This window comes from Cutibacterium sp. KBN10P07758 (genome assembly GCF_050286205.1).
Lineage (GTDB): Bacteria > Actinomycetota > Actinomycetes > Propionibacteriales > Propionibacteriaceae > Cutibacterium > Cutibacterium acnes.
The window spans coordinates 2,054,072-2,078,071 of the sequence record NZ_JBNNQV010000001.1 but is presented as its reverse complement, the minus strand read 5'-3'; the positions used below and the strand labels follow the sequence as shown (position 1 = coordinate 2,078,071).

Sequence of the window (24,000 nt, the reverse complement as noted above, 5' to 3'; positions counted from 1 at the left end):
TAGAGGAAGGACAACTATGTACGGACCTATGAAAGACGAACTCAGCGCCAAGATCGCAGCCCTTAAGGAGGAGGGGCTGTATAAAGCTGAAGCCCCGTTGACCAGCCCCCAGTCGGGCAAGATCACCGTCGATGATGGGCGCGAGGTCATTAACCTGTGCGCGAATAATTACCTCGGTTTGGCTGATTCCCCGGTGCTCATTGAGGCTGCCAAGAAGGCTCTCGATGAATGGGGATTTGGGATGGCCTCGGTGCGGTTTATTTGTGGCACCCAGACCCTCCACCAGAAGCTCGAGCGAGCCATCACCGAATTCCTTCACCCCGATGACCCCGACAACTGGGACACCATTCTTTACTCATCCTGCTTTGACGCCAACGGCGGTCTTTTCGAGGTCCTTCTCGGCCCTGACGACGCGATCATTTCCGACGAGCTTAACCATGCCTCGATCATCGATGGGGTCCGGTTGTGCAAGGCCCAGCGCTTCCGTTACCGTAACCTGGACATGGCCGATCTTGAGGCCCAGCTGCAGGCTGCGAAGGACTGCAGGCACATCATGATCGCCACCGACGGCGTTTTCTCGATGGACGGGTTTGTTGCCCCGCTGCCGCAGATCTGTGACCTCGCCGAAAAGTATGGTGCCATGGTTATGGTCGACGACTCCCACGCTGTCGGGTTCGTCGGTGAACACGGCGCCGGGACCCCCGAGCAGTGGGGCGTTCGCGACCGCGTTGACGTCCTTACAGGCACCCTTGGCAAGGCATTGGGCGGTGCCTCAGGCGGCTACACCTGCTCCCATCGGGAAGTCGTCGAGATGCTGCGACAGAATTCGCGGCCCTATCTGTTTTCTAACTCGCTTGCCCCATCGATCGCCGGAGCATCGCTTGCTACCCTTGACTTGCTCAAATCCTCCGGCGACCTGCTCACCAAACTGCGCGAGAATACCGAGTACTTCCGCTCCGAGATGACTCGTCGCGGTTTCGAGATCCCCGAGTCAGATCACCCGATCGTGCCCGTCATGGTGGGTGACGCGGTCAAGGCCGCGAAGATGGCCGACGCCATGCTCGCCAAGGGCATTTATGTTCGCGCCTTCAGCTACCCGGTGGTTCCTAAGGGGAAGGCTCGCATCCGTACCCAGATGTCTGCCGGGCTCACCCGGGAACAGCTCGACAAGGCTATTAAGGCCTTCGAGGAGGCACGCGCGGAAATAGGCTAAACCATTGGCTGGCCGATTATGAGGCCAGCCCCCTTTGTGCTAACCAATCCTTGGCGATGGTGGCTGCGGATGCTTTTTCGTCTCCCTGAAAGCGCTGGTTCATCCCGATGAGATCGTCGGTGGTCAGCGCTTTCGACACCCTGGCCAGTTGGGCACGTGCCTTGTCATCAACCTTCTTACTTAAAAGTGGGACGACGTTTTGCGGCACGATGAGATGCCTGGGGTCGGAGAGGACGACGAGGTGCTGTTCCTTAATCGCTGGGGTCGTTGTGTAGAGGTCAACGAGATCAACCGTCCCCGAGGTCAGTGCCTTAACGGTGAGCGGGCCCGAGGAATCTGATAGGGCGGTGAACTTGACTATGGAGGATGGTACGCCGTACGCCTTCGTCAACCCCTTCGGGCCGTAGGGTCGTTCTTTGAGTTCGGGGTTGCCGCCCACTTTGAGGGAATCTAACGTGGCTAGATCGGTGAGGGAAGTCACCTTGTGGGTGTGTGAGAATTCGGTGGTGACGCACCAGGAATCGGCATCCTGAGCTGCCGAGGGTTCTCCCACCGACATACCGGCGGGCACGGCTTTGCGCAGGGAGGCCATGACGGACTTCTCGTCGGAGGCGGACGATGCCCCCTGGAAGAACTGCAGCAGATTTCCTGAGTACTCCGGGACGAGGTTGACCGAACCGTCTTGAAGGGCCTTGACGTAGACGTCTCGGGCACCGATCTGCATGCGACGTTTGATCGTGATCCCGACCGTCTCGAGACTCTGAGCGTAGACCTCGGCGATGATCTCAGATTCGGTAAAATTCGCCGAACCGACGATCAGGTCTGCGCTACCGGATCCCGAGCCATCCGAATTGAGGGGGTCGTTTGAGGAACATGCTGCCAGACCGGTCAGCAACGCTGTTCCGAGCAGGGTTCGGCGGGTCATGGGCGTTGTGATCATCGGGTGCTCCATTCGATGGGATCACTGCGGGGTGAGGGCCAAGGCGTGTCTGACACCCGGGCCAGTGAGTAAGCGGGTAACGAGGCAGAGCAGCCCGTCAACAACCAGAGCCAGCACGATGATGACGATGGATCCGGCGAGCATCTGTGGGTAGTCGGAGACCGCCAGCCCGTCAAGGATGAAACGGCCAAGACCCCCCATGCCCAAATATGAACATATTGTCGTCGTCGCGATCACCTGCAAGGCCGCCGACCTCAACCCGCCCAAGAGGAGGGGAGTGGCTAGCGGCAACTCGACGCGGCCCAGTACCTGCATCTCTGTCATGCCGCAGGCTCGAGCGCCGTCAGCTACCTCGTCGTCAATGGCGTCTACGCCGGAATAGCTACCGGCCAGCAGGGGTGGAATCGCCAGGATAGCTAGCACGATGGTGGAAGGTACGACGGGATTCTCGATTCCGATCGTTGTCGAGATCGCTAGCAGAGTGAGCAAGCCGAGAGAGGGGAGAGCACGCAAAGCTCCAGAACAAGCCACTGCGATAGTCTTTCCACGACCGGTATGACCGATAGCTAGCCCAGCAGGAATGGCGGTGATGGCGGCGATGGTGAGTGCCAGCAAGGTGTACCAAAGGTGCTCGCCGATGCGGACCCCGATAGATCCGGAACCGGCCCAGTGGGAGGAAGTCGTCAACCAAGTGAGAGCTGCTGCGATGTGGTTCATATCGTCGCTGCCCTCCGCCACGGAGTCAGGAGGCGACCGACGCAGACGATGACGAGATCGAAGATGATCGCCAGTACCAGGGTCCCGATAATTCCTACCCAGATCTCGGTGGGGAAGGAGCGCTGGTAGCCATCGGTGAAGAAGTAACCCAAAGAGGGCACACCGACTAGGGCTCCAACGCTGACTAAGGACAGGGTGGACGCCGAGACCACCCGCATTCCGGCAACGAGCGCGGGAACGGCGAGCGGCAAGGCGACCCGCCAGAACACCTGGGAATCCGAGTGGCCTATGGCGACGGCATCACGGCGTACCGATCGTCCCACCGAATCGAAGGCATCAGTGGCGGTGCGCACCAGCAGGGCAATGCCGTACAGGGTCAGCGCGACGACGACGTTGATCGGATCAAGGATCTTCGTTCCGAGGATGAGCGGCAAAAGGACGAACAGTGGCAGAGAAGGGAGGGCGTAGAGGACTGACGCGCCCGGCACAAGAATGCGCCTGGCGGTTCGCGCGCGGTGCGCCCACCATCCCAACGGGACCGACAGTAATAGGCTCAGTAGCACGGGAGTGACGCCTAGCACCGCGTGGTGGCTTGTGAGCTGCCAAATCTGATCCCAGTTCTCGCTAATCCATCGGGTGTTCACGAATTCTCCCGGACGGTTGTCGATGGCTGGTTGGCGAAACGCCCCACGAGTCGACCACCGGCATCAACGATGGTGGGGTGGTCATCATGTCGCTCCATGTGAAGGTTCCGGCGATCGCCACCAATGAAGGAGGAGACGAAGTCGTCAATCGGATGGAGGAGGACGTCGTCGGGTCGCCCTCGTTGCGCGACCTGGGCTTCCCGCCGCAAGACAAGCACCTCGTCGCCGAGCAGGAATGCCTCGTCAACGTCATGGGTGACGAAGACGATCGTCTTTGCTAGATCCGCCTGGATTTGCAGCAGACCCTGCTGTAACTCGGTCCGCACCACCGGGTCGACAGCACCGAAAGGCTCGTCCATGAGGAGGATGTCGGGGTTGGCGGCCAGGGCGCGTGCCACCCCGACTCGTTGTCGCTGCCCGCCTGATAGTTGGGTGGGGTATCGACGCGCCAAGGAAGAATCGAGGCCGACTCTTTCGAGTAAGTCCATCGCTCGGGTACGGGCAGCAGTCCGCGAAACCCCCGAGAGAAGGGGCACAGCGGCGATGTTGTCAACAACAGTGCGGTGGGGGAGCAATCCGCCCGATTGCATGACGTATCCGATCTGGCGGCGCAGCTTGACCGGATTGACGGTGGCGACATCAGTGTCGTCGATGAGTATTCGTCCTTCAGATGGATCAACCATCCGATTGACCATCCGCAGCAGGGTCGTCTTGCCACACCCCGAAGACCCCAGGAGGACCACCAGGTGGTGTGATTCCACTGTCAGTTCGAAGTTGTCGACGGCGACTGTTCCGTCATCGAAACGTTTGCTGACGTGGTCGAAACGGATCATGTGGTCCTTCCTCGCCCGGCGGGGTTAGGGTGTGCTCGGTGAAGCGAGATACCACGCTACCGCTGAGATAGGGCTGTGAGTAGGGCGTTCCCCTCTCGGCAGATATTGCCGATGCAGGGTTGTCACCGGTTCTGGGTATCCTCAACGGCGTGCAGAATGAGATGAGCACTGCGGCGGCAGGTGAGAAGGATTCCTTTGCCGTTGCCGCCACCTCCCTGGCTGTGGCTGAAGACGAACTGGCGCGATCCTCCACCGGAACCGAGTCCTCAGCAGAGGAGGAGTGGTGGAAGGCCGAGGGCATGCCGTGGAACCACAAGCCGGGTCGCTCCGACTACTGGTGCATGGGGTGGATCGGTTTCCTTGGCATCTTCTCCTTGGCGATGCTCCCATTGCGCGGTTGGCTGCTCGGTCTTGATCCGCCCATCCTCATGGGGTTGACCGGGTCTCGTACCGGTGCGGCTGCGACCGGGGCGCTGGCATCAGTGGGGCAGGCTCCGTACTGGCTTTGGTGGCTGTTGTTGGGCTCGATTATGTCGATCAAACTCGACTGGGTCTACTGGTGGGCCGGCAAGCTGTGGGGCCGGGGCATGATCGAGGTCTGGGCTGGACGATCCGAGCGGGCGCATCGCAGGTATGACCAGGCGGAGAAATGGGCTCGCAAGCTTGGCTGGCTGGGAGTGCTTGTCGCCTATGTGCCGATCCCGCTTCCGATCATGCCGGTTGTGTTCGTCTTAACGGGGGCATCTGGGATGAAGGTGAGGTGGTTTATTGCTCTGGACTTCGTCGCCGCGACCATCTGGAATCTAGGATATCTGGGACTGGGCTGGGGAGTGGGCGATCCCATCGTTGACGCCCTCAAGTACTACGCCAAGATTGCTAATTGGGTGGCTATCGCTCTCATCATCGTCATCTTGGCACCCATCTTCGTCAAAAAGAAGCAGAAGGCTTAACCCTCGCGTGACACAGTGGAAGACATGACGATTTTCCGCGCAGTGAACATTCGTGATGACCTCAAGAAGGGCCCTGCCGAGGGGTACCGGGTATTGGTTGATCGGATGTGGCCGCGAGGGGTCAAGAAGGATGACGCTCGACTCGACGAGCGGCGCACCGATCTTGCCCCGTCCTCCCAGCTGCGTACGTGGTGGAACCACGATCCTGAGCGTTTCGACGAGTTCGCAGGCCGCTATGAAGTCGAGCTTGACGAGTCCGGTGCCGCGAAGACATTCCTGGAGGAATGTGCCGGGCGCGATGAGGTGATTTTGCTCTATGGTGCTGGTGATCGCGAGGTCAATCACGCTGTTGTGCTGGAACGCATCCTTACCGAGCTAGCTAACTAAATTGTCGGCGTCCTCGCCCGAATACCCGGATCACTCCTCTCCGAGGGCAGCTCGATAACCGGCCTCGGCCTCGGCATTGAACGCAACGAGGTAAATCGTGTCTACCTTGGTGACGGTCTGTCGGCAGGTCTCGACGGCGATCCGAGTCGCCTCGTCCATCGGGTAGCCGTAGACCCCGGCAGAGATGGTCGGAAAAGCAATGGTTCGCGCGTCGATCTCGTCGGCCACGTGCAGAGAGGTGCGATAGCAGGAGGCGAGCTGGTCAGACTTGTCGATGGTCTTAGCCCATACCGGGCCGACGGTGTGGATGACCCACTTCGCGGGCATCTTTCCGGCAGTGGTGGCTACCGACTGACCGGTGGGCAGACCATCGGTCAGGGTGGTTTCGCGTAGCTTCCGGCATGCCTGTGACAGTTCTGGTCCAGCGGCCCGGTGGATGGCTCCATCAACCCCGCCGCCGCCAGCCAACTGACGGTTTGCCGCGTTGACGACAGCATCGACGTCGAGGGTGGTGATGTCTGCTCGAAGGATCGTGATGTCAGCCATGGCCCCTATTGTGCATGACCCGCGATCACCCTCCGCGGAATCGTCTGGTGTGACCGCGATGCTCGCGCGAGAGTTGGCAAGTAATGCTGTAGCGGTGTCGAGAAGAGGAGTACCCCCATGAGCACCACACGTCCCACGACCACCCGTGCCGTCCACCTGGCCTCGCGCCCGCACGGCGCACCGACCGAGGACAACTTTCGCATTGAGGAGATCAGCCTCCCCGAGCTATCCGACGGTCAAATCCTGGTTGCCAATGACGTCATGTCGGTCGATCCGTACATGCGTGGTCGGATGAACGACGTCAAGTCCTATGTGCCGCCTTTCCACATTGACCGGCCCCTTGACGGGGGTGCCGTCGGTACCGTCATCGAGTCGCGCAGCGAGGATATTCCGGAAGGTAGCCACGTCAGTCACCAGCTCGGGTGGAGAGAGCATGCCGTCCTTAACGCCGGTGATGCACACATCATTGACACCGACATCGCCCCTGCGTCGGCATATCTGAGTGTGCTGGGAATGACTGGGCTCACCGCCTACGCTGGCCTGACTCGTGCCGCCGAGATGAAGGCTGGTGACGCCGTCTTCGTTTCTGGAGCTGCCGGAGCCGTCGGATCGATGGTTGGTCAGCTAGCACGGCTGCTCGGTGCCTCTCGGGTCATTGGTTCGGCTGGCACTGACGCTAAGGTTGCCCGGTTGCGTGAGCTCGGCTTCGACGCCGCTTTCAACTATCACGACGGTCCGAGTACCGAGTTGCTTGGGCAGGCAGCCCCCGATGGCATTGACGTCTACTACGACAACGTTGGTGGCGATCATCTGGAGGCCGCCATTGATCATCTCAACATCGACGGTCGGGTAGCGATGTGTGGGGCGATATCCCAGTACAACTCCGTCGAACCGCCTTGTGCCCCCCGAAATCTCGCATTGGCCATCGGGAAACGCCTCACCCTACGTGGCTTCGTCATCGCTAAGTATGCCGAGGAGGTCCGTCCGGAGTTCCAACAGCGGATGGCCGAGTGGCTGCCGGCCGACGAAATCCACTGGGACGAGACTTTTCGTGACGGCCTCGACGCGGCTCCACAAGCGTTCATCGACATGCTCGACGGCGCCAACACCGGGAAGATGCTAGTCCGGTTGTGAGTTGCGGGGGCCAGCCAACTCGTTAGCACGTTCTGATTGTCAGCCCACGCTGATGGCCGTGACGAATGTCATGGCCAAGTTGTGACATTGAAGGATGGTGGCTCCAGTCTTGTCGATTCGAGACTGGAGCCATGGACAAACCAGCGATAGAGATACGCGATCTCGTCAAGTCGTTCCCCCAAACCGGCAGCCGCGAACGCCTCATTGCCGTCGACCACTTGTCAATGACGATCAACCGCGGAGAGGTCATGGCCTTCCTCGGGCCTAACGGAGCCGGCAAATCCACGACCGTCGACATGCTTCTTGGCATGACCAGACCCGACAGTGGGAAGGTCAGTGTCCTGGGCTCCGATCCGAGAACAGCCGCACGTACTGGTTGCATCAGCGCCGTCTTTCAAACCGGCGGGCTGCTACCCGACTTCACCGTCGCAGAGACCATGAAGGCCATCGCTGCCGCACACGGGCAGCGTTCGAGGGTCAAGCCCCTCATCGAAAGGTGGGAGTTGGCCCCATTCGCCGGAACCAAGGTCGGCAAATGCTCGGGGGGTCAGCGGCAGCGACTTCGTTTCGCCCTCGCGATGCTGCCTAAACCCGATGTGCTTATCCTCGACGAGCCGACAACCGGCCTGGACGTTGAGGCTCGTCGCCATTTCTGGCAGGTCATGGGTGAGGAGGCCGACGCCGGGCGTACGGTCATTTTCGCCACCCACTACATCGAGGAGGCCGATTCCTTCGCCCGTCGCGTCGTCCTCGTCAGTGGTGGACAGCTCGTCGCGGACGGTCCCATCAATGAGGTTCGCGCCTCGGTGTCCGGATCCATTGTCAGGGCGACCCTCACCGATCCCTCCGGACTGGCCGAGGGTCTGCACACCTTCCCTGGGATTAACGACGTCACCGTCCGGGGCCAGCAACTCATCGTGCACACTAGTCAGCCTGACGACCTGGCTCGTTACCTTCTGGCCCACACCGACGCTCACGGACTGCTCATCTCGACGACGACCCTTGAGGACGCCTTCGTCCGGCTCACAGGCTCCAATGATTCCCGTGACGATGCTGACGACTGGGAGGCAGCAGCATGATCACCTACGCGCTTCTCGACATCCGCAGGTTGCTTCGCAACACCGGCGGCACCATCTTCACCGTACTCATGCCTGCCGGTTTCTACCTCATCTTCGGAGCCACCCAGTCGTACACCGACGCCGCCGTTGCCCACGGAAACGTCAAGGCAACGATCATGGTCTCCATGGCCGTTTACGGGGCCGTCCTGGCCGTCACCACATGGGGATCCCACGCCGCTCTCGAACAGCAGCGCGGATGGGGTCGTCAGCTGGCGCTCACCCCGATGACACCGTTGAAATACGTCTTTTCAAAGGTGCTGGCGATCGAAACTGTGGCTTTGGTTCCGCTGGCGGTCGTGTTCGCCACGGGTGCCATCACCAATGCCCGCGTCGATGGGTTGCGCTGGTTGTGGTCCTTCCTGCTGTGCTGGGTGTGCTCGATGCCCTTCACTTTGTTCGGTCTGGCCGTCGCCTTGCTGGTGCGTGGCGAGGCTGCGACTGGGATCACCTCCTTCTGTACCGTTGCCGTGGCCTTTCTAGGCAATATGTTCATCCCGCTGAATGGATTCATGCTCAAGCTGTCACGATTCACCCCAATGTATGGGCCCGGCCAGCTGACGCGGATGCCGCTCATCGGGCAGCAGATGGTGACGATGCGTGGCGTGATCGACGAGCCGGTGTGCGTCCTGTCGTCAGTATCATCGCTTGGACGATAATCATGGGGATCGTGGCAGTGCTGGCGGGTAGACGTCGTCAGAACCGCTGAGAGGATCGGAGCAGACGAGAAATCCACATCGGGGACGAAATCGATCAGGACAACACCCCTGGAATGCACGAGGCTAGCAGGAAGGACTCCGCCATGGTAGTAATCGTAGGGGCATCGCATCCGATTCCCTTGCGGCGTCGCAACCGCAACGCCCTCGCTGCTGGTATCTGGCTCGTCTTCCTCGCCTATACCGTAGTGTCCCTTCAGAGCTCGCATTTACCGCCATGGCGCATCGCTTTGGGCTGGGTGGGGCTGACCATCTTCGCGCTGTTCTATCTGACGCTGTTCTGGTGGCATGTTGACGGGCTGGAACTGTGGTACACGAAACGTCAGGTTCGTAGAAGCGCCATCGTGGGTCAGGTTGTGCTCGTGGTCTTGTGCGCCCTGTTGGCCCTTGTCAGCCCCAAGATGGTGGCAAGTGCGCTGGTATACCCGATAGCCTTCGCTGTCTTCCAGATGCCTGAGGTAGCCCTAGAGATCACGCTCGCCATCGAGGTCGTCGGGATAGCTGTGCTGGTGTGGACCGTGCCGGACCTGATGCCGTGGGCGATCAGTTGGGCCATCTCGGTTGCTCTAGTGACGGTGGTGGGGGTCTTGGAGCGGACGGCCTGCCGGGGGCAGTTGGCTTGTCAAGCAGAGCAGGACGTCCTGGCACGTCTGGAGGAACGCGAGCAGGTCGCCTCTGATGTCCACGACCTGCTCGGCCAGACGCTCACGGTTATGGCCATGAAGGCTCAGTTGGCGGAACGCCTCATTGGCACCGACCCGGACGCTGCGCGTGCCCAGGCGGTCGAACTGCACGGATTGACGCGCCGTGCTCTGGCGCAGGTGCGAGAACTGGTCAGTGACATGGCCCACATGGGAGTCGATGCTCAACTTGCCGCAGCTCGTACCGCACTCGAGGCTGCCGGTGTTGAGTGTGTGGTCTCCGACACGCGTACCGATGTCCAAGGCGGGTGCCATGGCGAGGGCTCGGAGTTCGACACGGTGCGCGGATGGGTGCTGCGCGAGGCGGTAACGAATGTGGTGCGTCACGCGCAGGCCCATACCTGCTGCGTCGAGATCGATGACGAGATTCTGGTCATCAGCGATAATGGTCGCGGTCGAGGAGGCGCTCCCGAGGGCAACGGTTTAACGGGTATGCGTCGACGGGTTGAGGCAGCCGGGGGAGAGTTGTGGATCGGGCCGGGGGAGCGTGGCCACGGTACCCGGATTGTCGTGACAGGCTGAGGCCATGATCGACAAGACCCCGATCAGACTCGTGCTAGCCGACGACCAGACCCTTGTACGCGGAGCTCTGGCAGCCCTGCTCGGCATGGAGGACGACCTGGAGATCGTCGGCACGTGCGGGCGAGGTGACGAGGTGGTTGGCCTGGTGCAGGATACTTACGCTGACGTGTGTTTGCTCGACATCGAGATGCCTGGTCTTGACGGGATCACGGTCGCCGCCGAGCTGAGGGACCAGGCGCCGTGGTGTCGAATTCTCATCGTGACGACCTTCGGGCGACCGGGATATCTGCGGCGAGCCATGGACGCCGGTGTGGCTGGATTCCTTGTTAAAGACACCCCTGCCGAGGATCTGGCCCAGGTGGTGCGCAAGGTCCACGCCGGAGGTAGGGCCATCGACCCGGCCTTGGCCGCTGAATCCCTCATCGAGGGTCACAATCCCTTGTCAGGCCGGGAACGGGAGATCCTGCGGCTGGCCGAGTCGGGAGCATCGATCTCCCTCATCGCTTCCGAGCTGTGCCTGTCAGTGGGTACGGTGCGTAACCACGTGTCCTCGGCTATTGGCAAGACGGGCGCGGCGAATCGCACTGAGGCGGCTGTCACGGCTCGACGTCGGGGGTGGCTGTGAGGGTCGTCGTTCGTGATGTGGCCCAGATCATTGCTCGTCGGCAGGGATGCAGCCAGCCAACAGTCTGACATCGCCAAGGCTGAGAGTATGACGCAGATTGCCCGCAGCGTTCGAGTCGGTCGCGAATCCCGCTACACGTCTCCCAGTGCTACGGGAAACATCTTTTCGGACGATCGTCGAGTACGCGCTCGATGACGTGGAAAGTACGGTCTTGCGGGCTTCGGGGGTGGGGGATGGAGCGTCCGGTTGACTGGTTACGACCGCAAAGGCCGTCAATGTAATTCGCCCAGGTCCACATTTCGTACCATGACGCTTCCGTTCGTCAACGAGAGATCCCAGTCGAGGTCCCGGTGACTACGACCATCGAGAATCCCCAGTAGGATCCGCATAGTGTCACCGTGCGTGACGAGCACGATTGCCGACAGATGACGAGCTGCTAAGTCGTCCAGCAGGCTGTGACACCGCTCAGCCACATCTGCGAGCGACTCCCCGCCGGCCCATCGCACGTCGGCCGGATGTACCCCCGTTGGCTGGGGGAGAGGTTCGAGCTCATCGGCGGTGTGCCCCTCCATGGCCCCCAGCCCCTGCTCTCGCAGCCGCGGATCCGTCATCACCTGCACTCCCAAAACTCGTGCGATGGGACGGGCCGTTTGCACTGCTCGCTTCTGGTCCGAGGCGATGGTCGGGGTGCCGTGGGGCACCAGATCTGCCACCGTGCGAGCGGCCTGGCGAGCCTGACTTCGTCCGCGCATCGTTAGCCGAACACCCATGGTCTGTCCTTGGATGCGTCCTTGACGATTCCATGTTGACTGTCCGTGCCTGACGATGACGATGCGGCTCACCTTAGGAAGGCTACCGGGGCCGCTCGATAACTCGATCTCGATAAGGTGTGAGGCATGTCGATCACGCCACGCCGCCACGTTGCCGTCGGTCTGCTCTGCCGGGCTGCTGGTCTGGGGCTGGGCATTATCGCCGACCACATCGTGCCTGACCCGCAAACCCACCATCCGGTGGCCGTCTTCGGTGCGGCGGTCGCCCGGCTAGAAAAGACCATGTACGCGGATTCGACGCGACGCGGGACCCTCTTTACTGTCACCTGCTTGACGCCGCTTGCGGTGATCGGAGGCGCCGTTGATCGCCTCACCCGAAACCGACCGGCGCTCCGTATCGCCACCACCGCCTTGGCCACGTGGGCCGTCGTCGGGTCCGCATCTCTGGCTCGCGAAGGCCGGGCGATGGCCGGCCATTTGGCCAATGGCGACCTGGTTGCCGCGCGGAAGCGTCTACCGCACCTGTGTGGGCGTGACCCTGACGCCCTCGACGCCGCCGAGATAGCCCGGGGCGCCGTCGAGTCGATGGCCGAGAACGCCTCCGACGCCGCAGTCGCATCGCTCTGGTGGGGCGCGGTCGCCGGGTTGCCTGGGCTGCTCGTCCACCGCGGGGCCAACACCCTTGACGCCATGATCGGCCACCATAACGACCGCTACGAGCACTTCGGCAAGGTGGCCGCTTACCTCGACGACGTTGTCAACTGGGTGCCAGCTCGGTTCACCGGAGCCTTGGCCGCTGGGTGTGCCTCAACGGTCGGAGGCGATCGGAAAACTACATGGCGAGTGGTGCGGGCCGAGCATGGCCACCATCCCAGTCCCAACGGTGGCTGGTGCGAGTCGGCCTGGGCAGCGGCCCTCGGTGTTCAACTCGGCGGACGTAACGTCTACTACGGCAACCGGGTGGAGTTCCGCCCCTTACTGGGGTCCGGGACCCGTCCCGATGCTGACAAGACGGCCGACGCGGCGCGCCTGGTCACCACGGTCACCACGGCAGCCACCTGGTGTGCTGTCGCAGGGCTGGCCAGTGTGGCCCATGTGCTGTTCTACGGCGGCCTGATTCCGCGCGGTCTTCTGCCGCACAGCACAAGGCGTTGATGACAAGGAGACTCACCATGACCGGAATCCTCGTTGCCGGAACATCGTCGGACGCGGGTAAATCCCTCGTCGTTACCGCCTTGTGCCGGGTCGCCCGACGTCGCGGCGTCGACGTGGTGCCTTTCAAAGCCCAGAACATGTCAAACAACTCGATGGTGTGCGCAGACGGTTCCGAAATCGGCCGAGCCCAGTACCTCCAGGCCACTGCAGCCGGGGTCACACCAACATCTGCCATGAATCCGGTGTTGCTTAAACCGGGCACTGATCGGCGCTCCTTCGTCGTGTTGCGGGGAAAGCCCGGTGGAGTGTTGGAGGCGGGGGAATACACCACCGGACGGCGATACCTGGCCGAGGCCGCATGGGCTGCCTATGACGAGCTTGCCGCGTCCCACGACATGGTGATCTGTGAGGGAGCTGGGTCTCCGGCCGAGATCAACCTGCGCCGAGGCGACTACACGAATATGGGGTTGGCTCGGGCCAAGAACCTGCCGGTCGTGCTTGTCGGTGACATTGACCGCGGCGGGGTTCTGGCAAGTCTCTTTGGCACCTGGGCACTTCTCGACGATGACGACCGGGCTCTGTTGGCCGGTTACATCGTCAACAAGTTCCGTGGTGACGATGCCATCCTCGCTCCCGGGCTTGAGGAGATCACCGATCGTACCGGGATGCCGAGTTTCGGGGTGTTGCCCTGGGTCCCGGGGGTGTGGCTCGATGGCGAGGACGCCTTGGAAGTGGGGCGGTGGCGTCACGAGGGAGACGCCGTCGGCCCGTCATCCTTACGGGTTGCGGTGGTGCGGTTCCCGCGCATCTCCAACGCCACCGACGTCGACGCCATGGCTGGCGAGACGGGGGTGGACGTCCAGGTGACGACAAACCCGGATACGTGTCAGGCCGCTGACGTTCTCGTTCTGCCGGGGTCGCGGTCCACAGTGTCCGACTTGGAATGGTTGCGACGCTCGGGCATCGCTGACGTCGTGGCTCGCCGTGCCGAGCAGGGGCGCACCGTGGTGGGCATTTGTGGCGGGTACCAGATGCTGTGCCGGACTATCCTCGACCCCGATGGTCAGGAGACGACTCCAGGAAGTGTCGTCGAAGGGCTTGGACTGCTGCCGGTCGAGGTGGACTTCGCCGCCACGAAGACCCTTGCCTTGTCGCACGGGACATGGCGGGGGATCGAGGTTGGTGGCTATGAAATCCATCACGGCGTCTGTCGTTCGCTTGAGGACGCTGAAGCCTTCCTCGACGGCGTACACGTCGGTCCGGTATGGGGGACGATGTGGCACGGGGCATTCGAGCACGACGAATTCCGTCGCACGTGGCTGGCTGACGCGGCCCGTCACGCTGGTTCATCCTGGCGTCCGCACTCTGACGAGCTGGGTTATCAGGCTCGACGCGAGGCGATGATCGAAACCCTTGCCGACGCGTTAGAGGCTCACGTCGATGTCGATCGGATACTGCACCTGGTGCGTTGATCTGGCGGTTGAGGATTTTCCTACTCGGCGATGAACTCGGCCACCTTGTTCTCAGATGACCTGGTTCAGGCTGTGAGTGTGCAAGAACACCACGGCGGCGACAGAGAACCCGTTATGCGGTGCGGTGATGTGTTCCTCGCTACCGCAGCATTAGGTGTGTGTGGTGTCTCGTCTCGGCTATGCTCGATATGCGATCGAGCGATGAGCAATCCGGTGAGATTCCGGAGCGGTCCCGCCACTGTGAGACACCCCATGCGGTGCAGCCAGACGCTCTGCCCGGTTCCTGCCGAACAAACCGTCAGGCGAGGGTACCTGAGGAGAACCACATGAACGATGCCACGTCACGCACGCTTTTCGGAGTGGGAGTCGGCCCGGGCGACCCGGAACTGGTCACCGTGAAAACCGTACGCATCTTGCGCGAGGCAGACGTGATCCTCGTTCCCTACACCGAGGCCACCACTGATGGTCCGGGGCGTGCCGAGAGCATCATCACAGCTGTCGCCCCCGAGATCGCCGGGCGTATCAGACGCATCCCCTTCTCAATGCGGGAGAGGTCCGGTGTCGGTGAAAAGCGCAAGGCCTCCTGGCAGGTCTCCTCCGACGCCGTGGTTACAGCTTTTGATGAGGGAGCCCGTACCGTCGCCCTTGCCACCGTCGGTGATCCGACTGTTTTCTCTACCTTCACCTATCTGCGTGCCAACGTTGAGGAGAGGCTGCCCGACGTCACCGTCGAGTTGAGCCCTGGCATTACCGCCATGCAGGCCCTGTCGGCTGCATCCGGGCGTCCACTCGTCGAGGGCAAGGAGATCCTGGCCCTCGTCCCGGCTACCGTCGGCATCAGCAAACTTGGGCAGGTCCTCGACCTCGTTGACTCGGTTGCGATCTACAAGGGCGGACGTAAACTCCCCGACGTCGTCGAGCAGTTGCGCAGCCGGGACCGTCAGGCTGTCATCGGCACCGACGTCACCTTGGAATCCGAGCAGATCATCACCCTTGACGAAGTGGCTGACGCGCAGACTCTGCCGTATTTCTCGACCGTCTTGACCACTCCGGAGCGCACCACCACAGGAGGGAAACTGTGAGCGAACCTCAGGCCGCACGGCCCACCCAGCATGTGTCTGAGAAGGCTCTGGAGGATTTAGACCACAACGTCATCGAGCCGCCGCCGGTGCCCCGTCGTGACATCCCCGAAGGAGCCGGCAAGGTCGTTTTCGTTGGAGCCGGACCGGGTGCCCCAGACTTGGTGAGTGTGCGCGGCGCTCGGGTCATTGAAACCGCCGACATCATCATCTGGGCCTCCAGCCTGGTACATCCCGACATGGTTGCCCGTCACAAGGAGGGCGCTGAGCTCATCGACTCCGCCTCTATCCCCTTGGAGGACCTTGAACCTCTCTACACCCGCGCCCGCGACGAGGGCCTGATGGTGGCCAGGGTCCACACCGGTGACCCGTCCATCTACGGGGCTACCGCAGAACAGCGTGACCTGTGTCGTCGTATTGGTATTGACTTCGAGACCATTCCTGGCATCTCTGCTTTCTCGGCTGCCGCTGCACGGATGGACGTCGAGATCACTGTCCCGGAAGTCTCTCAGTCACTCATCCTCACCCGGCTCGAGGGCGGGCGCACACCCATGCCCGACGGTGAGACCGTTGCCTCCTTCGCCCGTCATGGGGCGACTATGGCAATCTACCTGTCAGCGGCCCGTAACAAGGCGCTTCAGGAGGCCTTACTGGAGGGCGGATATCTGCCGGAGACCCCCTGCATCATCGGGTATGCGGTGACCTGGCCCGAGGAGATGATGTTCCGCTGCGACCTGGCTCACCTGTCGGAGACGATGCGTAACCACAAGCTGTGGAAGCATGCGGTCGTCCTCGTGGGCCCGGCGCTGGCAGAGGGGCCGATCTCCACCCGCAGCCACCTCTATCATCCCGGTTTTCGTCACGAGTATCGCGCAGCCGACGCTCAGGCCCACGCTGACCTCAAGGCTCACGGTACCTGCGGCGTCTACCACCGGAACTCCACGAACCCCGACACGAAGGGCAATTCATGATTCGCGTCCACGGATATCTCGGCACTATTAGCGACGCCCTGCGCGAGGAAGTTACCCAGGCTGATCTCGTCGTCGGTGGTCAGCGTCACCTTGATGCCCTCGCTGTCCCCGACGATAAGCGTCAGAAACTTGGACTTATCGGGCCTGCCATTGAGCGGATCCAGTCGCTGCCTGACGACGCCAACGTCGTTGTTATCGCCTCCGGTGACCCGCTGTTTTTCGGTGTGGTTCGCCGGATCCGACAGGCCGGTTTGCGTGTCGAGGTGGTGACGGCTCCGACCTCTTTGCAGGCAGCGTTCGCCGCGGTCGCCCTGCCGTGGGATGACGCCCAGTTTGTCTCCTCCCACTCCAAGGACATCGAAACGGCCGTTCGGCTTGCGAAGATCCATCCCAAGGTTGGCGTGCTGACGGCGCCCAATCGAGGTCTCGCTGAGCTGGTTGATGGGCTTGCAGGTCGCGGCAAGACCTTCGTGCTGGCCGAGAAGATCGGTGAAGAGGGTCAGCGAGTACGCGTTCTGGACGAGGACGCTGCCAAAGCCGTTATCGCCGATGAGGACATCCTTAGCCCCAACGTCGTGCTGGTGCTTGAGCACCATCCGGATTCTCCGGAGGCCCTCGGCGTCAACCCCGAGCTCGCTGGTGATGTCAACGTCAACGGTCCCGACGCCCCGCAGCCAGGTTCCGACACCAACCCCGACGGTTCCGATCGTGACCCGATCATCGGACAGATCATCAACTCCGACGCTGCCGTAGCCCACGCCGAGGCCATTGACCACGCTCTCAAGCGTGAGACGAAGAAGTATGTCGGGCCATCGCGCACCGGTCTGGCCGCAGCATGGGGGGAGTGCGATCTCATCATTTCCCACTTGGCCCTGGGCGCTACTACGCGGATCATTGCCCCACTACTGGAGTCCAAGAAGACCGACCCGGGAGTGGTCGTCGTTGACGAGGCTGGACGCTTTGCCATCCCGTTGGTGGGTGGTCACGTCGGTGGAGCCAACGAACTCTCCCGCACCGTTGCCGAGGCCCTCAGCGGTACCGCGGTTGTCTCCACCGCTACCGACTCCCTCGGTGTACCGGCCCTCGACCAGCTTGGCTGGGCCTACGAGGGCGATGTCGCGGGTGTAACCGGATCGATCATCGCCGGACATCCGGTGCTCGTCGTCCGCGAGCAGCCTTGGCCGTTGCCCCCGCTACCCAAGAACGTCACCGAGGACGCCGAGACCCCGGCTGCTCGGGTTATCGTTTCCGAGCGGGTTGCAGAGCGCGTCTTCGCCGATCATGGTGACGACCTGCCTACCGTTGTCTTGCATCCGAGCTGTCTAGTCGTCGGGATGGGATGCAACAAGGGCACCGAGGTCGAGTCACTGCGTCAACTCCTCGTTAAGACTTTGGAGGATAACGGCCTGGCTCTCGGTTCGGTGACCCGCTTGGTGTCCCACGAGGTTAAGGCCGGCGAGCTTGGTTTGGTGAAGCTGGCTAACCAACTCGGTGTGGAATATCGCACTGAGTCCGCCGAGGCTCTGGCCGCCCACGATGTCCCGACACCTTCCGACGTCGTCGCCCGGGAGGTCGGGACACCGAGCGTCAGTGAGGCCGCGGTGTTGTGTCAGGGGGCCGAGTTGCTGGTACATAAGACCAAAACCTCGGACGCTACCTGCGCCATCGGCCGCATCCCGGCACATGGCCATCTGTCGGTGGTTGGGCTCGGACCGGGCTCCCGTGATCTGCTGACTCCGCGCGCCGTCGAGGCCATCCGCAATGCTACGTTCGTCGCTGGTTACGCCCCTTATGTCCGCCAGATACGGGATCTGGTGCGCCCAGGGGCCACAATCCTGGCCACCAAGATGGGCACCGAAGAGGAGCGCACTCAGGCCGCTATCGAGGCCACCCGGGACGGCCGCAATGTGGCCTTCGTGTGTGGTGGCGACCCGGCCATCTACGCGATGGCCTCCCCTACTCTGGAGATGGGCACCGACGGTATCGACGTCGAGATCGTCCCTGGAGTCACCGCAGAGCTCGCCATCTCGGCGATCCTCGGTGCCCCGCTGGGCCATGACCACGCCACTATCTCCCTGTCGGACCTGCATACCGATTGGGACCTCATCCTTAAGCGCGTAAAGGCGGCTGCTGAGGGAGACCTCGTCACCACCTTCTATAATCCGCGTTCGCGCACTCGTACCCACCAGCTCCCTGATGCTCTGGCGATCATGGCCGAGCACCGTCCGCCCTCCACCCCGGTGGCCCTGGTCTCGCATGCTGAGCGCCGTCAACAGCAAGTGATCATGTCTACCCTCGAAGAGTTCAAGCCCGAGTGGTGTGGCATGACAACCTTGGTTGTCGTCGGCTCGACGACGACCAAGTACGTCAGCTCCGGTGATGGACGACGTCTCATGGTCACCCCGCGTGACTACCACTGGATGGACGGGCACGTGTGTAGTGAGGCTCGCAAAAACTACACCCACAAGGACCTGCCCAGGGCCGACGAAGAGACGTATCTCTCCAAGCCTCCGGTTCACTCCACTCGCATGTCTAAGCCCATAAACGACACAAAGGATTAGAAATGACCGATCCCCTCGCCAGCGGAACTCCGCTGGTCATCGCTGCCCACGGCACCCGCGACGAGGCAGGTGTGGCCGAGTGCCGTGCTTTGGCTGAGCGCGTTGCTCGCAAGCTGCCTGGTATCCCGGTGGAACTAGGGTTCGTCGAGCTCGCTGAACCCGGCATCCCCGAGGCCGTCCGTGCCGCCGTCGCCCAGGCCCCAGACAATCCCGAGGGAGCCGACGGCGACGAGGAGGCAGCCGCTGTCGTCGTGCCACTGATGTTCAACACCGGCGGTCACGTCCGCGAGGATATTCCGGAGGCAATTGACGAGGGCCGCGGGGACGCCCGGGTGATGTATTCCGCCCCGCTGTTGCCGGACGTTCGGATGCGCAAGGCCCTCAACCATCGTCTCACCGAGACCCTTGCCGCCGGTGAAGGACGCGAGGAGTGGAGGCCCCGGGACACGTCGGCAGTGCTCGTGGGGCGTGGCGCCCTAGTGCCTGACGCCAACGCCTCTCACTACACCCTGACGCGAATGTTCTGGGAGGAAAACGACCTGTCGCGGGTCGAGCCTGCTTTCATTCAGGTGACTCGTCCGTCAGTCCCGGAAGCTTTGTCTGCCTTAGCCGCGCAGGGGGCCGACCAGATCGTCGTACAGGGCAATTTCTTGTTCCCAGGCCTGCTACATGTGTGGATGACCGAACAGGTGGAGGCCTGGCAAGCTAGCCACCCCGGAGTCGAGATCCGTATTGCTCCGGTGATTGGTGACTTTGACGAGGTCGCAGATGTCGTCGTCGATCGTTACCGCGAGCCTCTCGACGAGGTCGGTCTGGGGGAAGGGGCCCCCGTTTATATGTCGGGCCTGAGGTTGCAGGGGCGCAAGGTGCTGGTCGTCGGTGCTGGGCACGTAGCGGAGCGTCGCGTGGTGCGGTTGTTGGAGGCGGGCGCCGACGTGCATGTCGTGGCCCCAAACTCTGGCATCCAGCTCACCCGCATGTTCCGTAAAGGATTGGTGAACCTAGAACGTCGGGCTTTCCAGACTAAGGATCTTGACGGAGTGTGGTTCGTCCAGGCACTCACGAACGATCCAGAAGTCAATGCTCTGGTGGCCGAAGAGGCCGACAGGCGAGGCATCTTCTGCGTGCGTGGCGATAACAGCCGCAAGGGCAGTGCTTTCACCCCGGCCACCCAGCAGGCTGGCGGCATGACAGTCAGCGTCGTCGGTGACCGCACCCCACGTCGTTCTGCCAGGCTGCGGGATGAGGTGCTGCGAGCCCTGCAAGGCTGATCAATAGGGTCATTCATGACACGGCGTGGGATCGCTCGACCATGACGGGCGCGTCTGGTGGTGCATATCATCGTCGGGTGATTTCCCACGACCTGCATGCCCTGGGCTTCGATGCTCCCGATCTTGACGCTCTTGTCAACTCTGCGGCTGAGGCTGGTGCCGTCGGTGTGGAAGATGTCGGCGGATTTGACTTGCTGGCCGCTTATACTGATCCGTCTGGAGCTCGGCTAGCTCTCATGAAGCAAAAGGGTCACGACGAGATGGAGACGATGGCCTCCCTTGTCGCCCCGACGACGCATCCGGCGGATCTCGTGCGATTCAGCCCAGCGGTGGCGTTAGTCGACATCTATTCCCATGCGGGTTTTGCCTCGATGCTCACCGGGGAGTCTGTCCTCACATTGCCGACGACGAATCGCAGGCACGTGGCGCGGTTCCTGGCCAACGTCGACGATCCGGTCGAGGTGCCGTTGTGTGCCGAGCCTGGCGACGACACCCCTCGTTTTGTTGAGCATCTCCGTGTGGGCACGGTCGCCAACCAGATGTTGCGGGTTTTTGAATCCGAGGAGGAGTACGGGCGTTCCCACGAGGGATCCTTGGGCAGCGAGCTACAGTTCGCCGCCGGAACCCTGATCAGTCCTTGGCTTATGGAGATTAACGCCGGGCGAGCTACCCGTGGTGAGGCCAGTGCTGTCGCTGAGATGACGATGGTGTGCAAGAAAGTTGAGAAACGCACGAACGTGCTTACCGGGGTGGACTGGTACCGGATCGTGGGTGACACTTCGATTCCCATGACTCTGGCCGTGTCTGCGAACCTTCCTCGTGTGCCGCATGTGGGGTCAGTCGTCACTGGGCAGGTCGTCCCGGTGGTGTCGACGGGAACCTGGGAGGGTGACGCCCTCTGGGGGTGAGCAATGAGAGGGCCTTGTGTTGCGACGCCCCACACCTCATCGTCATGACGGGCTGGTCATGTTTGCAGTGTGGAAACGTCACACTACAACTCACACTTCAAATTTTGCAGTGTCAGTTGCACTGTGAGTTGAAGTGTAGCTTTCTGGGTTGCGGCGTGGGGTTTTTCGATGTGGATCGTGGCGGACGGTTTCCTGTGGCAGGCAGCGGGACCCCTTCGCGGGCGTCCATGTTTCACGTCGAGTGTCGACAGTTGTAGCTGCCTGTTGCATTGACGCCGGAGGTGCGACTTTCGGGCCGGATCCGATCACAGTCGAGATTTAAGCAGCACTGGAGCACCTCGATGAGGGTCTTAGGATGGGGAACACAAGCGCGTTGACGTCACGGGGGGACGCCGGCTGAGGGGGAAAGACGGCGAATTGCTGCCCGAACGCGCTGTTTGCGAGGCTTTCGTCAACGAGCATGGCGGATCGTGGATTCTACTATCTGTGCGGTGACAACGCGTCCTGACGCTTTCGCGTCCAGCGGCATGCTCTCACGCAAAGTTTGCATCACGGTAGAGCTTGGCTCGGACGCGATCGGAAGTGGGCACCTCGCGGTTACTGTGTAGCTTTTCGCCCCACAAACTCGTGGTCCGAGCCGATTCTGTGGCCCGGTACGTTGACGGGGCTGTGCGGCATGGAATGAAGGTCCCTGATATCCTCCATGAGTCTGTATGGTGCGGCCCTGATGAGGTCGCAGGAACCCGGTGTGAATCCGGGACTGTTGCGCAGCGGTGACGGTGACGACGTCGGCGAAACCACTGGGAGTGATCCTGGGAAGGGCCGACCGAGGGTGATCCGAAATCCGAAGACCCCCATGCACGGCGCTGTGTCGTTCGGATCTCGCATCAAGGTCCTCGCACCAAGAAGGAACTGTCATGCCCTCATCGAGGCGATCGGTTGAGCGTGACCGCAGGTTACCGGTGGCGCCGTTGCTGCTGGTCCTCGTGGTGCTCATCGTCGTAAGTGCCGTCATCTCGTTGGCCATCGGATCCGAACCACTGCCGTTGCGTGGAGTCCTTGACACCGTGGGCGCTCGGGTGACCGGTCAACCGGGACCCGATCCGACAATCGACGTCATCGTCTGGGACCTGCGTGCCCCGAGGGCTCTGCTGGCGGTCATCGTTGGCGCCGGTCTTGCCCTGGCTGGAAGTGGCATGCAGACCTTGGTGCGGAACCCGCTGGCTGACCCCTACCTGCTAGGTGTATCGGCTGGCGCAAGTGTGGGAGCAACCGCAGTCATCGCTTTGGGGATGTTCACTTCGTGGGGAACTCACCGACTCACTCTTGGTGCCCTTGTAGGGGCTTTGGCGGCAGCTGCATTGGTCTATCTCATCTCCATGGCGCAAGGAGGCATGACGCCGCTTCGGTTGGTGCTGTCGGGCGTGGTGTTGTCCTCGGCGTTCTCGGCGTTGGCGAGTTTCCTCGTCTTCCGAAGTCCCGACCCGCGTGCAGCACAGTCGGTGCTGTTTTGGATGCTGGGGTCAGTTGCGGGTGCCACCTGGGACAGCCTGTGGGTGGCGGCCCTTGTCACTGTTGTTATCGCCGTGCTCATGATCGCGTTCTCCGGGTGGTTAGATGCTTTGGCGGCCGGCACCGACGTCGCCCGTTCCCTGGGCATACCTGACACGCGCGTCCGCAAGGCGCTGTTCGTCGGTAATTCAGTGCTCGTAGGAGTGCTCGTGGCCGTTTCCGGCGGCATCGGGTTCGTGGGGCTTGTCATCCCCCACATGGCTCGATTGCTCGTGGGAGCCAGTCATAGGTCGATGCTCCCAATCGCTGCCGCTGTGGGCAGCCTGTTCCTGTTGTGGGTGGACGTCGGTGCGCGAGTTATTGCGGCTCCGCAAGAAGTGCCCCTCGGCGTCGTAACCGGATTCATTGGTGCGCCCATCTTCCTGTACCTCATGGGTCGCAGCCAATACCGATTCTCGAGTGAATCATGACGTGTCTTGACGTTCGCAATGTGCAGTGCCGGATCGGTGATCGCGTCATCGTCGACGACGTGAGCTTCACGGCGGAAGCGGGACAACTCACTGCCATCGTTGGGGTCAATGGTGTGGGTAAGTCCACGCTGTTGCGATCCATCGCCGGCGTCAGAAAGGTCAATGCCGGGGATGTCCTGCTCGACGGGAAATCCGTGAACCAGTACACCCCCATGCAGCGGGCTCGGCTCATGGCGTTCGTTGGGCAGGAGGAGTCTCCCTCCCCGGATCTCCTGCTGGGAGAGATGGTGGCGCTGGGACGCACGCCGCACCGCAAGCCGTGGCAGGTGGGGCAGCGTTCCGAGCGCGCGATCATTCGTGACGCTTTGGCTTTGGTCGGGTTGGATCATTTGATCGATCGTCGGTGTGACCATTTGTCGGGCGGTGAACGGCAACGCGCCGTCATCGCGCGTGGGCTGGCCCAAGGGGCCGATCTCATCTTGTTGGATGAACCGACCAACCACCTCGACGTTCGGCACCAGTTGCAGTTGTTGGAGACGCTGCGTGCCAGTGGGCGGACGGTCGTGGCCACCATCCACGATCTAAGCATGGCCGCTTCGCACTTCGATCGCGTGGTCGTCCTGGCCGACGGTGGGGTTCTTGCCACGGGACCCGCCGAGGAGGCGCTCAGCCCGTCTAACGTGGCGACGGCTTTCCATGTCATTGCGCATCATGTCACCACTCCTGAAGGCAGCCGGGAACTCGTCTGTACCGCAGCGCTGCCCGAGCCCTCTAGAAAGGAAATCTGA

Annotated in this window: 24 protein-coding genes, 1 pseudogene and 2 riboswitches; of the genes and pseudogenes, 19 read left to right on the top strand and 6 right to left on the bottom strand. The window is 62.0% G+C overall.

Going from position 1 to position 24,000, the window contains the following annotated elements; translation table 11 throughout:
* Nucleotides 1-28 precede the first annotated feature (28 nt).
* Complete coding sequence (locus ACOYO3_RS10250) at nucleotides 29-1,213, top strand: glycine C-acetyltransferase (RefSeq protein ID WP_002524701.1); 1,185 nt, start codon at nucleotides 29-31, stop codon at nucleotides 1,211-1,213.
* 16 nt (nucleotides 1,214-1,229) lie between these two features.
* On the opposite strand, the gene ACOYO3_RS10245 is transcribed toward ACOYO3_RS10250, so the two are convergent.
* From ACOYO3_RS10245 to ACOYO3_RS10230, 4 genes are read right to left on the bottom strand one after another with little or no spacing between them, the layout of a single operon-like run.
* Entirely contained in the window at nucleotides 1,230-2,165 is a 936-nt protein-coding gene (locus tag ACOYO3_RS10245; RefSeq protein WP_002518750.1) for an ABC transporter substrate-binding protein, read from the bottom strand.
* Between the two features lie 9 nt (nucleotides 2,166-2,174).
* The gene (locus ACOYO3_RS10240; protein WP_002515074.1) at nucleotides 2,175-2,870 is read right to left on the bottom strand and encodes an ABC transporter permease; all 696 of its coding nucleotides are present in this window, start codon (nucleotides 2,868-2,870) and stop codon (nucleotides 2,175-2,177) included.
* Nucleotides 2,867-3,514: an ABC transporter permease gene (locus ACOYO3_RS10235; RefSeq protein WP_002515068.1), complete on the bottom strand. Its 648-nt coding sequence runs from the start codon at nucleotides 3,512-3,514 to the stop codon at nucleotides 2,867-2,869. The genes ACOYO3_RS10240 and ACOYO3_RS10235 overlap by 4 nt, the downstream gene beginning before the upstream one ends.
* Nucleotides 3,511-4,347 carry an ABC transporter ATP-binding protein gene (locus ACOYO3_RS10230; protein WP_002515103.1) on the bottom strand — a complete coding sequence of 279 codons (837 nt, stop codon included), beginning with the start codon at nucleotides 4,345-4,347 and terminating at the stop codon, nucleotides 3,511-3,513. The genes ACOYO3_RS10235 and ACOYO3_RS10230 overlap by 4 nt, the downstream gene beginning before the upstream one ends.
* 119 nt (nucleotides 4,348-4,466) lie before the next feature.
* Between ACOYO3_RS10230 and ACOYO3_RS10225 the strand changes: the two genes are divergently transcribed.
* Nucleotides 4,467-5,297 (top strand): DedA family protein, encoded by an 831-nt coding sequence (locus ACOYO3_RS10225; RefSeq protein WP_002517377.1) that lies wholly within the window; start codon nucleotides 4,467-4,469, stop codon nucleotides 5,295-5,297.
* A gap of 24 nt (nucleotides 5,298-5,321) precedes the next feature.
* A complete protein-coding gene (locus ACOYO3_RS10220) occupies nucleotides 5,322-5,684 on the top strand; it encodes a DUF488 domain-containing protein (RefSeq protein WP_002517429.1) in 363 nt (120 codons plus the stop codon).
* A gap of 30 nt (nucleotides 5,685-5,714) precedes the next feature.
* Here ACOYO3_RS10220 and ACOYO3_RS10215 read toward each other — a convergent pair whose 3' ends face one another.
* Nucleotides 5,715-6,230 carry an O-acetyl-ADP-ribose deacetylase gene (locus ACOYO3_RS10215; RefSeq protein WP_002524702.1) on the bottom strand — a complete coding sequence of 172 codons (516 nt, stop codon included), beginning with the start codon at nucleotides 6,228-6,230 and terminating at the stop codon, nucleotides 5,715-5,717.
* Between the two features lie 117 nt (nucleotides 6,231-6,347).
* Between ACOYO3_RS10215 and ACOYO3_RS10210 the strand changes: the two genes are divergently transcribed.
* The 6 genes and pseudogenes from ACOYO3_RS10210 to ACOYO3_RS10185 all read left to right on the top strand — a co-directional run bounded on the left by ACOYO3_RS10210 (nucleotide 6,348) and on the right by ACOYO3_RS10185 (nucleotide 11,238).
* The gene (locus ACOYO3_RS10210) at nucleotides 6,348-7,364 is read left to right on the top strand and encodes an NADP-dependent oxidoreductase (RefSeq protein ID WP_002515058.1); all 1,017 of its coding nucleotides are present in this window, start codon (nucleotides 6,348-6,350) and stop codon (nucleotides 7,362-7,364) included.
* A 131-nt stretch (nucleotides 7,365-7,495) separates the two neighbouring features.
* Nucleotides 7,496-8,443, top strand: coding sequence for an ABC transporter ATP-binding protein (locus ACOYO3_RS10205; RefSeq protein ID WP_002524703.1), 948 nt, complete (start codon nucleotides 7,496-7,498; stop codon nucleotides 8,441-8,443).
* Nucleotides 8,440-9,188: pseudogene (locus ACOYO3_RS10200) on the top strand (ABC transporter permease). Before ACOYO3_RS10205 ends, ACOYO3_RS10200 begins: the two are co-directional and overlap by 4 nt.
* 63 nt (nucleotides 9,189-9,251) lie before the next feature.
* Nucleotides 9,252-10,418 carry a sensor histidine kinase gene (locus tag ACOYO3_RS10195; protein ID WP_002524704.1) on the top strand — a complete coding sequence of 389 codons (1,167 nt, stop codon included), beginning with the start codon at nucleotides 9,252-9,254 and terminating at the stop codon, nucleotides 10,416-10,418.
* A gap of 4 nt (nucleotides 10,419-10,422) precedes the next feature.
* A complete protein-coding gene (locus ACOYO3_RS10190; protein WP_002515079.1) occupies nucleotides 10,423-11,043 on the top strand; it encodes a response regulator in 621 nt (206 codons plus the stop codon).
* 15 nt (nucleotides 11,044-11,058) lie between these two features.
* The gene (locus ACOYO3_RS10185) at nucleotides 11,059-11,238 is read left to right on the top strand and encodes a hypothetical protein (RefSeq protein ID WP_002523078.1); all 180 of its coding nucleotides are present in this window, start codon (nucleotides 11,059-11,061) and stop codon (nucleotides 11,236-11,238) included.
* Nucleotides 11,239-11,315: 77 nt separating this feature from the next.
* Here the strand turns inward: ACOYO3_RS10185 and ACOYO3_RS10180 are convergent, their stop codons facing one another.
* Nucleotides 11,316-11,870: a histidine phosphatase family protein gene (locus tag ACOYO3_RS10180; protein WP_306387886.1), complete on the bottom strand. Its 555-nt coding sequence runs from the start codon at nucleotides 11,868-11,870 to the stop codon at nucleotides 11,316-11,318.
* Between the two features lie 183 nt (nucleotides 11,871-12,053).
* Here ACOYO3_RS10180 and cbiB point away from each other — a divergent pair, with 183 nt between their 5' ends.
* The 10 genes from cbiB (at nucleotide 12,054) to ACOYO3_RS10130 (ending at nucleotide 24,000) form a co-directional block, all read left to right on the top strand.
* The gene (gene cbiB / locus ACOYO3_RS10175; RefSeq protein WP_002518755.1) at nucleotides 12,054-12,968 is read left to right on the top strand and encodes an adenosylcobinamide-phosphate synthase CbiB; all 915 of its coding nucleotides are present in this window, start codon (nucleotides 12,054-12,056) and stop codon (nucleotides 12,966-12,968) included.
* Complete coding sequence (locus ACOYO3_RS10170) at nucleotides 12,968-14,440, top strand: cobyric acid synthase (protein ID WP_427305877.1); 1,473 nt, start codon at nucleotides 12,968-12,970, stop codon at nucleotides 14,438-14,440. Before cbiB ends, ACOYO3_RS10170 begins: the two co-directional genes overlap by 1 nt.
* 144 nt (nucleotides 14,441-14,584) lie before the next feature.
* A riboswitch (cobalamin riboswitch) is annotated at nucleotides 14,585-14,745 on the top strand.
* A gap of 21 nt (nucleotides 14,746-14,766) precedes the next feature.
* Nucleotides 14,767-15,522, top strand: a complete 756-nt coding sequence (cobI, locus tag ACOYO3_RS10165) for a precorrin-2 C(20)-methyltransferase (protein ID WP_002524282.1) — start codon at nucleotides 14,767-14,769, stop codon at nucleotides 15,520-15,522.
* On the top strand, nucleotides 15,519-16,490 hold the full coding sequence (gene cobM, locus ACOYO3_RS10160) for a precorrin-4 C(11)-methyltransferase (RefSeq protein ID WP_002515099.1): 972 nt from the start codon (nucleotides 15,519-15,521) through the stop codon (nucleotides 16,488-16,490). The genes cobI and cobM overlap by 4 nt, the downstream gene beginning before the upstream one ends.
* Nucleotides 16,487-19,051 (top strand): precorrin-3B C(17)-methyltransferase, encoded by a 2,565-nt coding sequence (cobJ, locus tag ACOYO3_RS10155; RefSeq protein ID WP_427305875.1) that lies wholly within the window; start codon nucleotides 16,487-16,489, stop codon nucleotides 19,049-19,051. Before cobM ends, cobJ begins: the two co-directional genes overlap by 4 nt.
* A gap of 2 nt (nucleotides 19,052-19,053) precedes the next feature.
* The gene (locus tag ACOYO3_RS10150) at nucleotides 19,054-20,322 is read left to right on the top strand and encodes a CbiX/SirB N-terminal domain-containing protein (RefSeq protein ID WP_427305874.1); all 1,269 of its coding nucleotides are present in this window, start codon (nucleotides 19,054-19,056) and stop codon (nucleotides 20,320-20,322) included.
* Between the two features lie 41 nt (nucleotides 20,323-20,363).
* A complete protein-coding gene (locus ACOYO3_RS10145; RefSeq protein ID WP_002524281.1) occupies nucleotides 20,364-21,230 on the top strand; it encodes a VOC family protein in 867 nt (288 codons plus the stop codon).
* A 470-nt stretch (nucleotides 21,231-21,700) separates the two neighbouring features.
* Complete coding sequence (locus tag ACOYO3_RS10140; RefSeq protein ID WP_002520038.1) at nucleotides 21,701-21,838, top strand: hypothetical protein; 138 nt, start codon at nucleotides 21,701-21,703, stop codon at nucleotides 21,836-21,838.
* 89 nt (nucleotides 21,839-21,927) lie between these two features.
* Nucleotides 21,928-22,103, top strand: a riboswitch (cobalamin riboswitch).
* Nucleotides 22,104-22,192: 89 nt separating this feature from the next.
* Nucleotides 22,193-23,212: a FecCD family ABC transporter permease gene (locus ACOYO3_RS10135; RefSeq protein WP_002515060.1), complete on the top strand. Its 1,020-nt coding sequence runs from the start codon at nucleotides 22,193-22,195 to the stop codon at nucleotides 23,210-23,212.
* Entirely contained in the window at nucleotides 23,209-24,000 is a 792-nt protein-coding gene (locus ACOYO3_RS10130) for an ABC transporter ATP-binding protein (RefSeq protein ID WP_427305873.1), read from the top strand. Before ACOYO3_RS10135 ends, ACOYO3_RS10130 begins: the two co-directional genes overlap by 4 nt.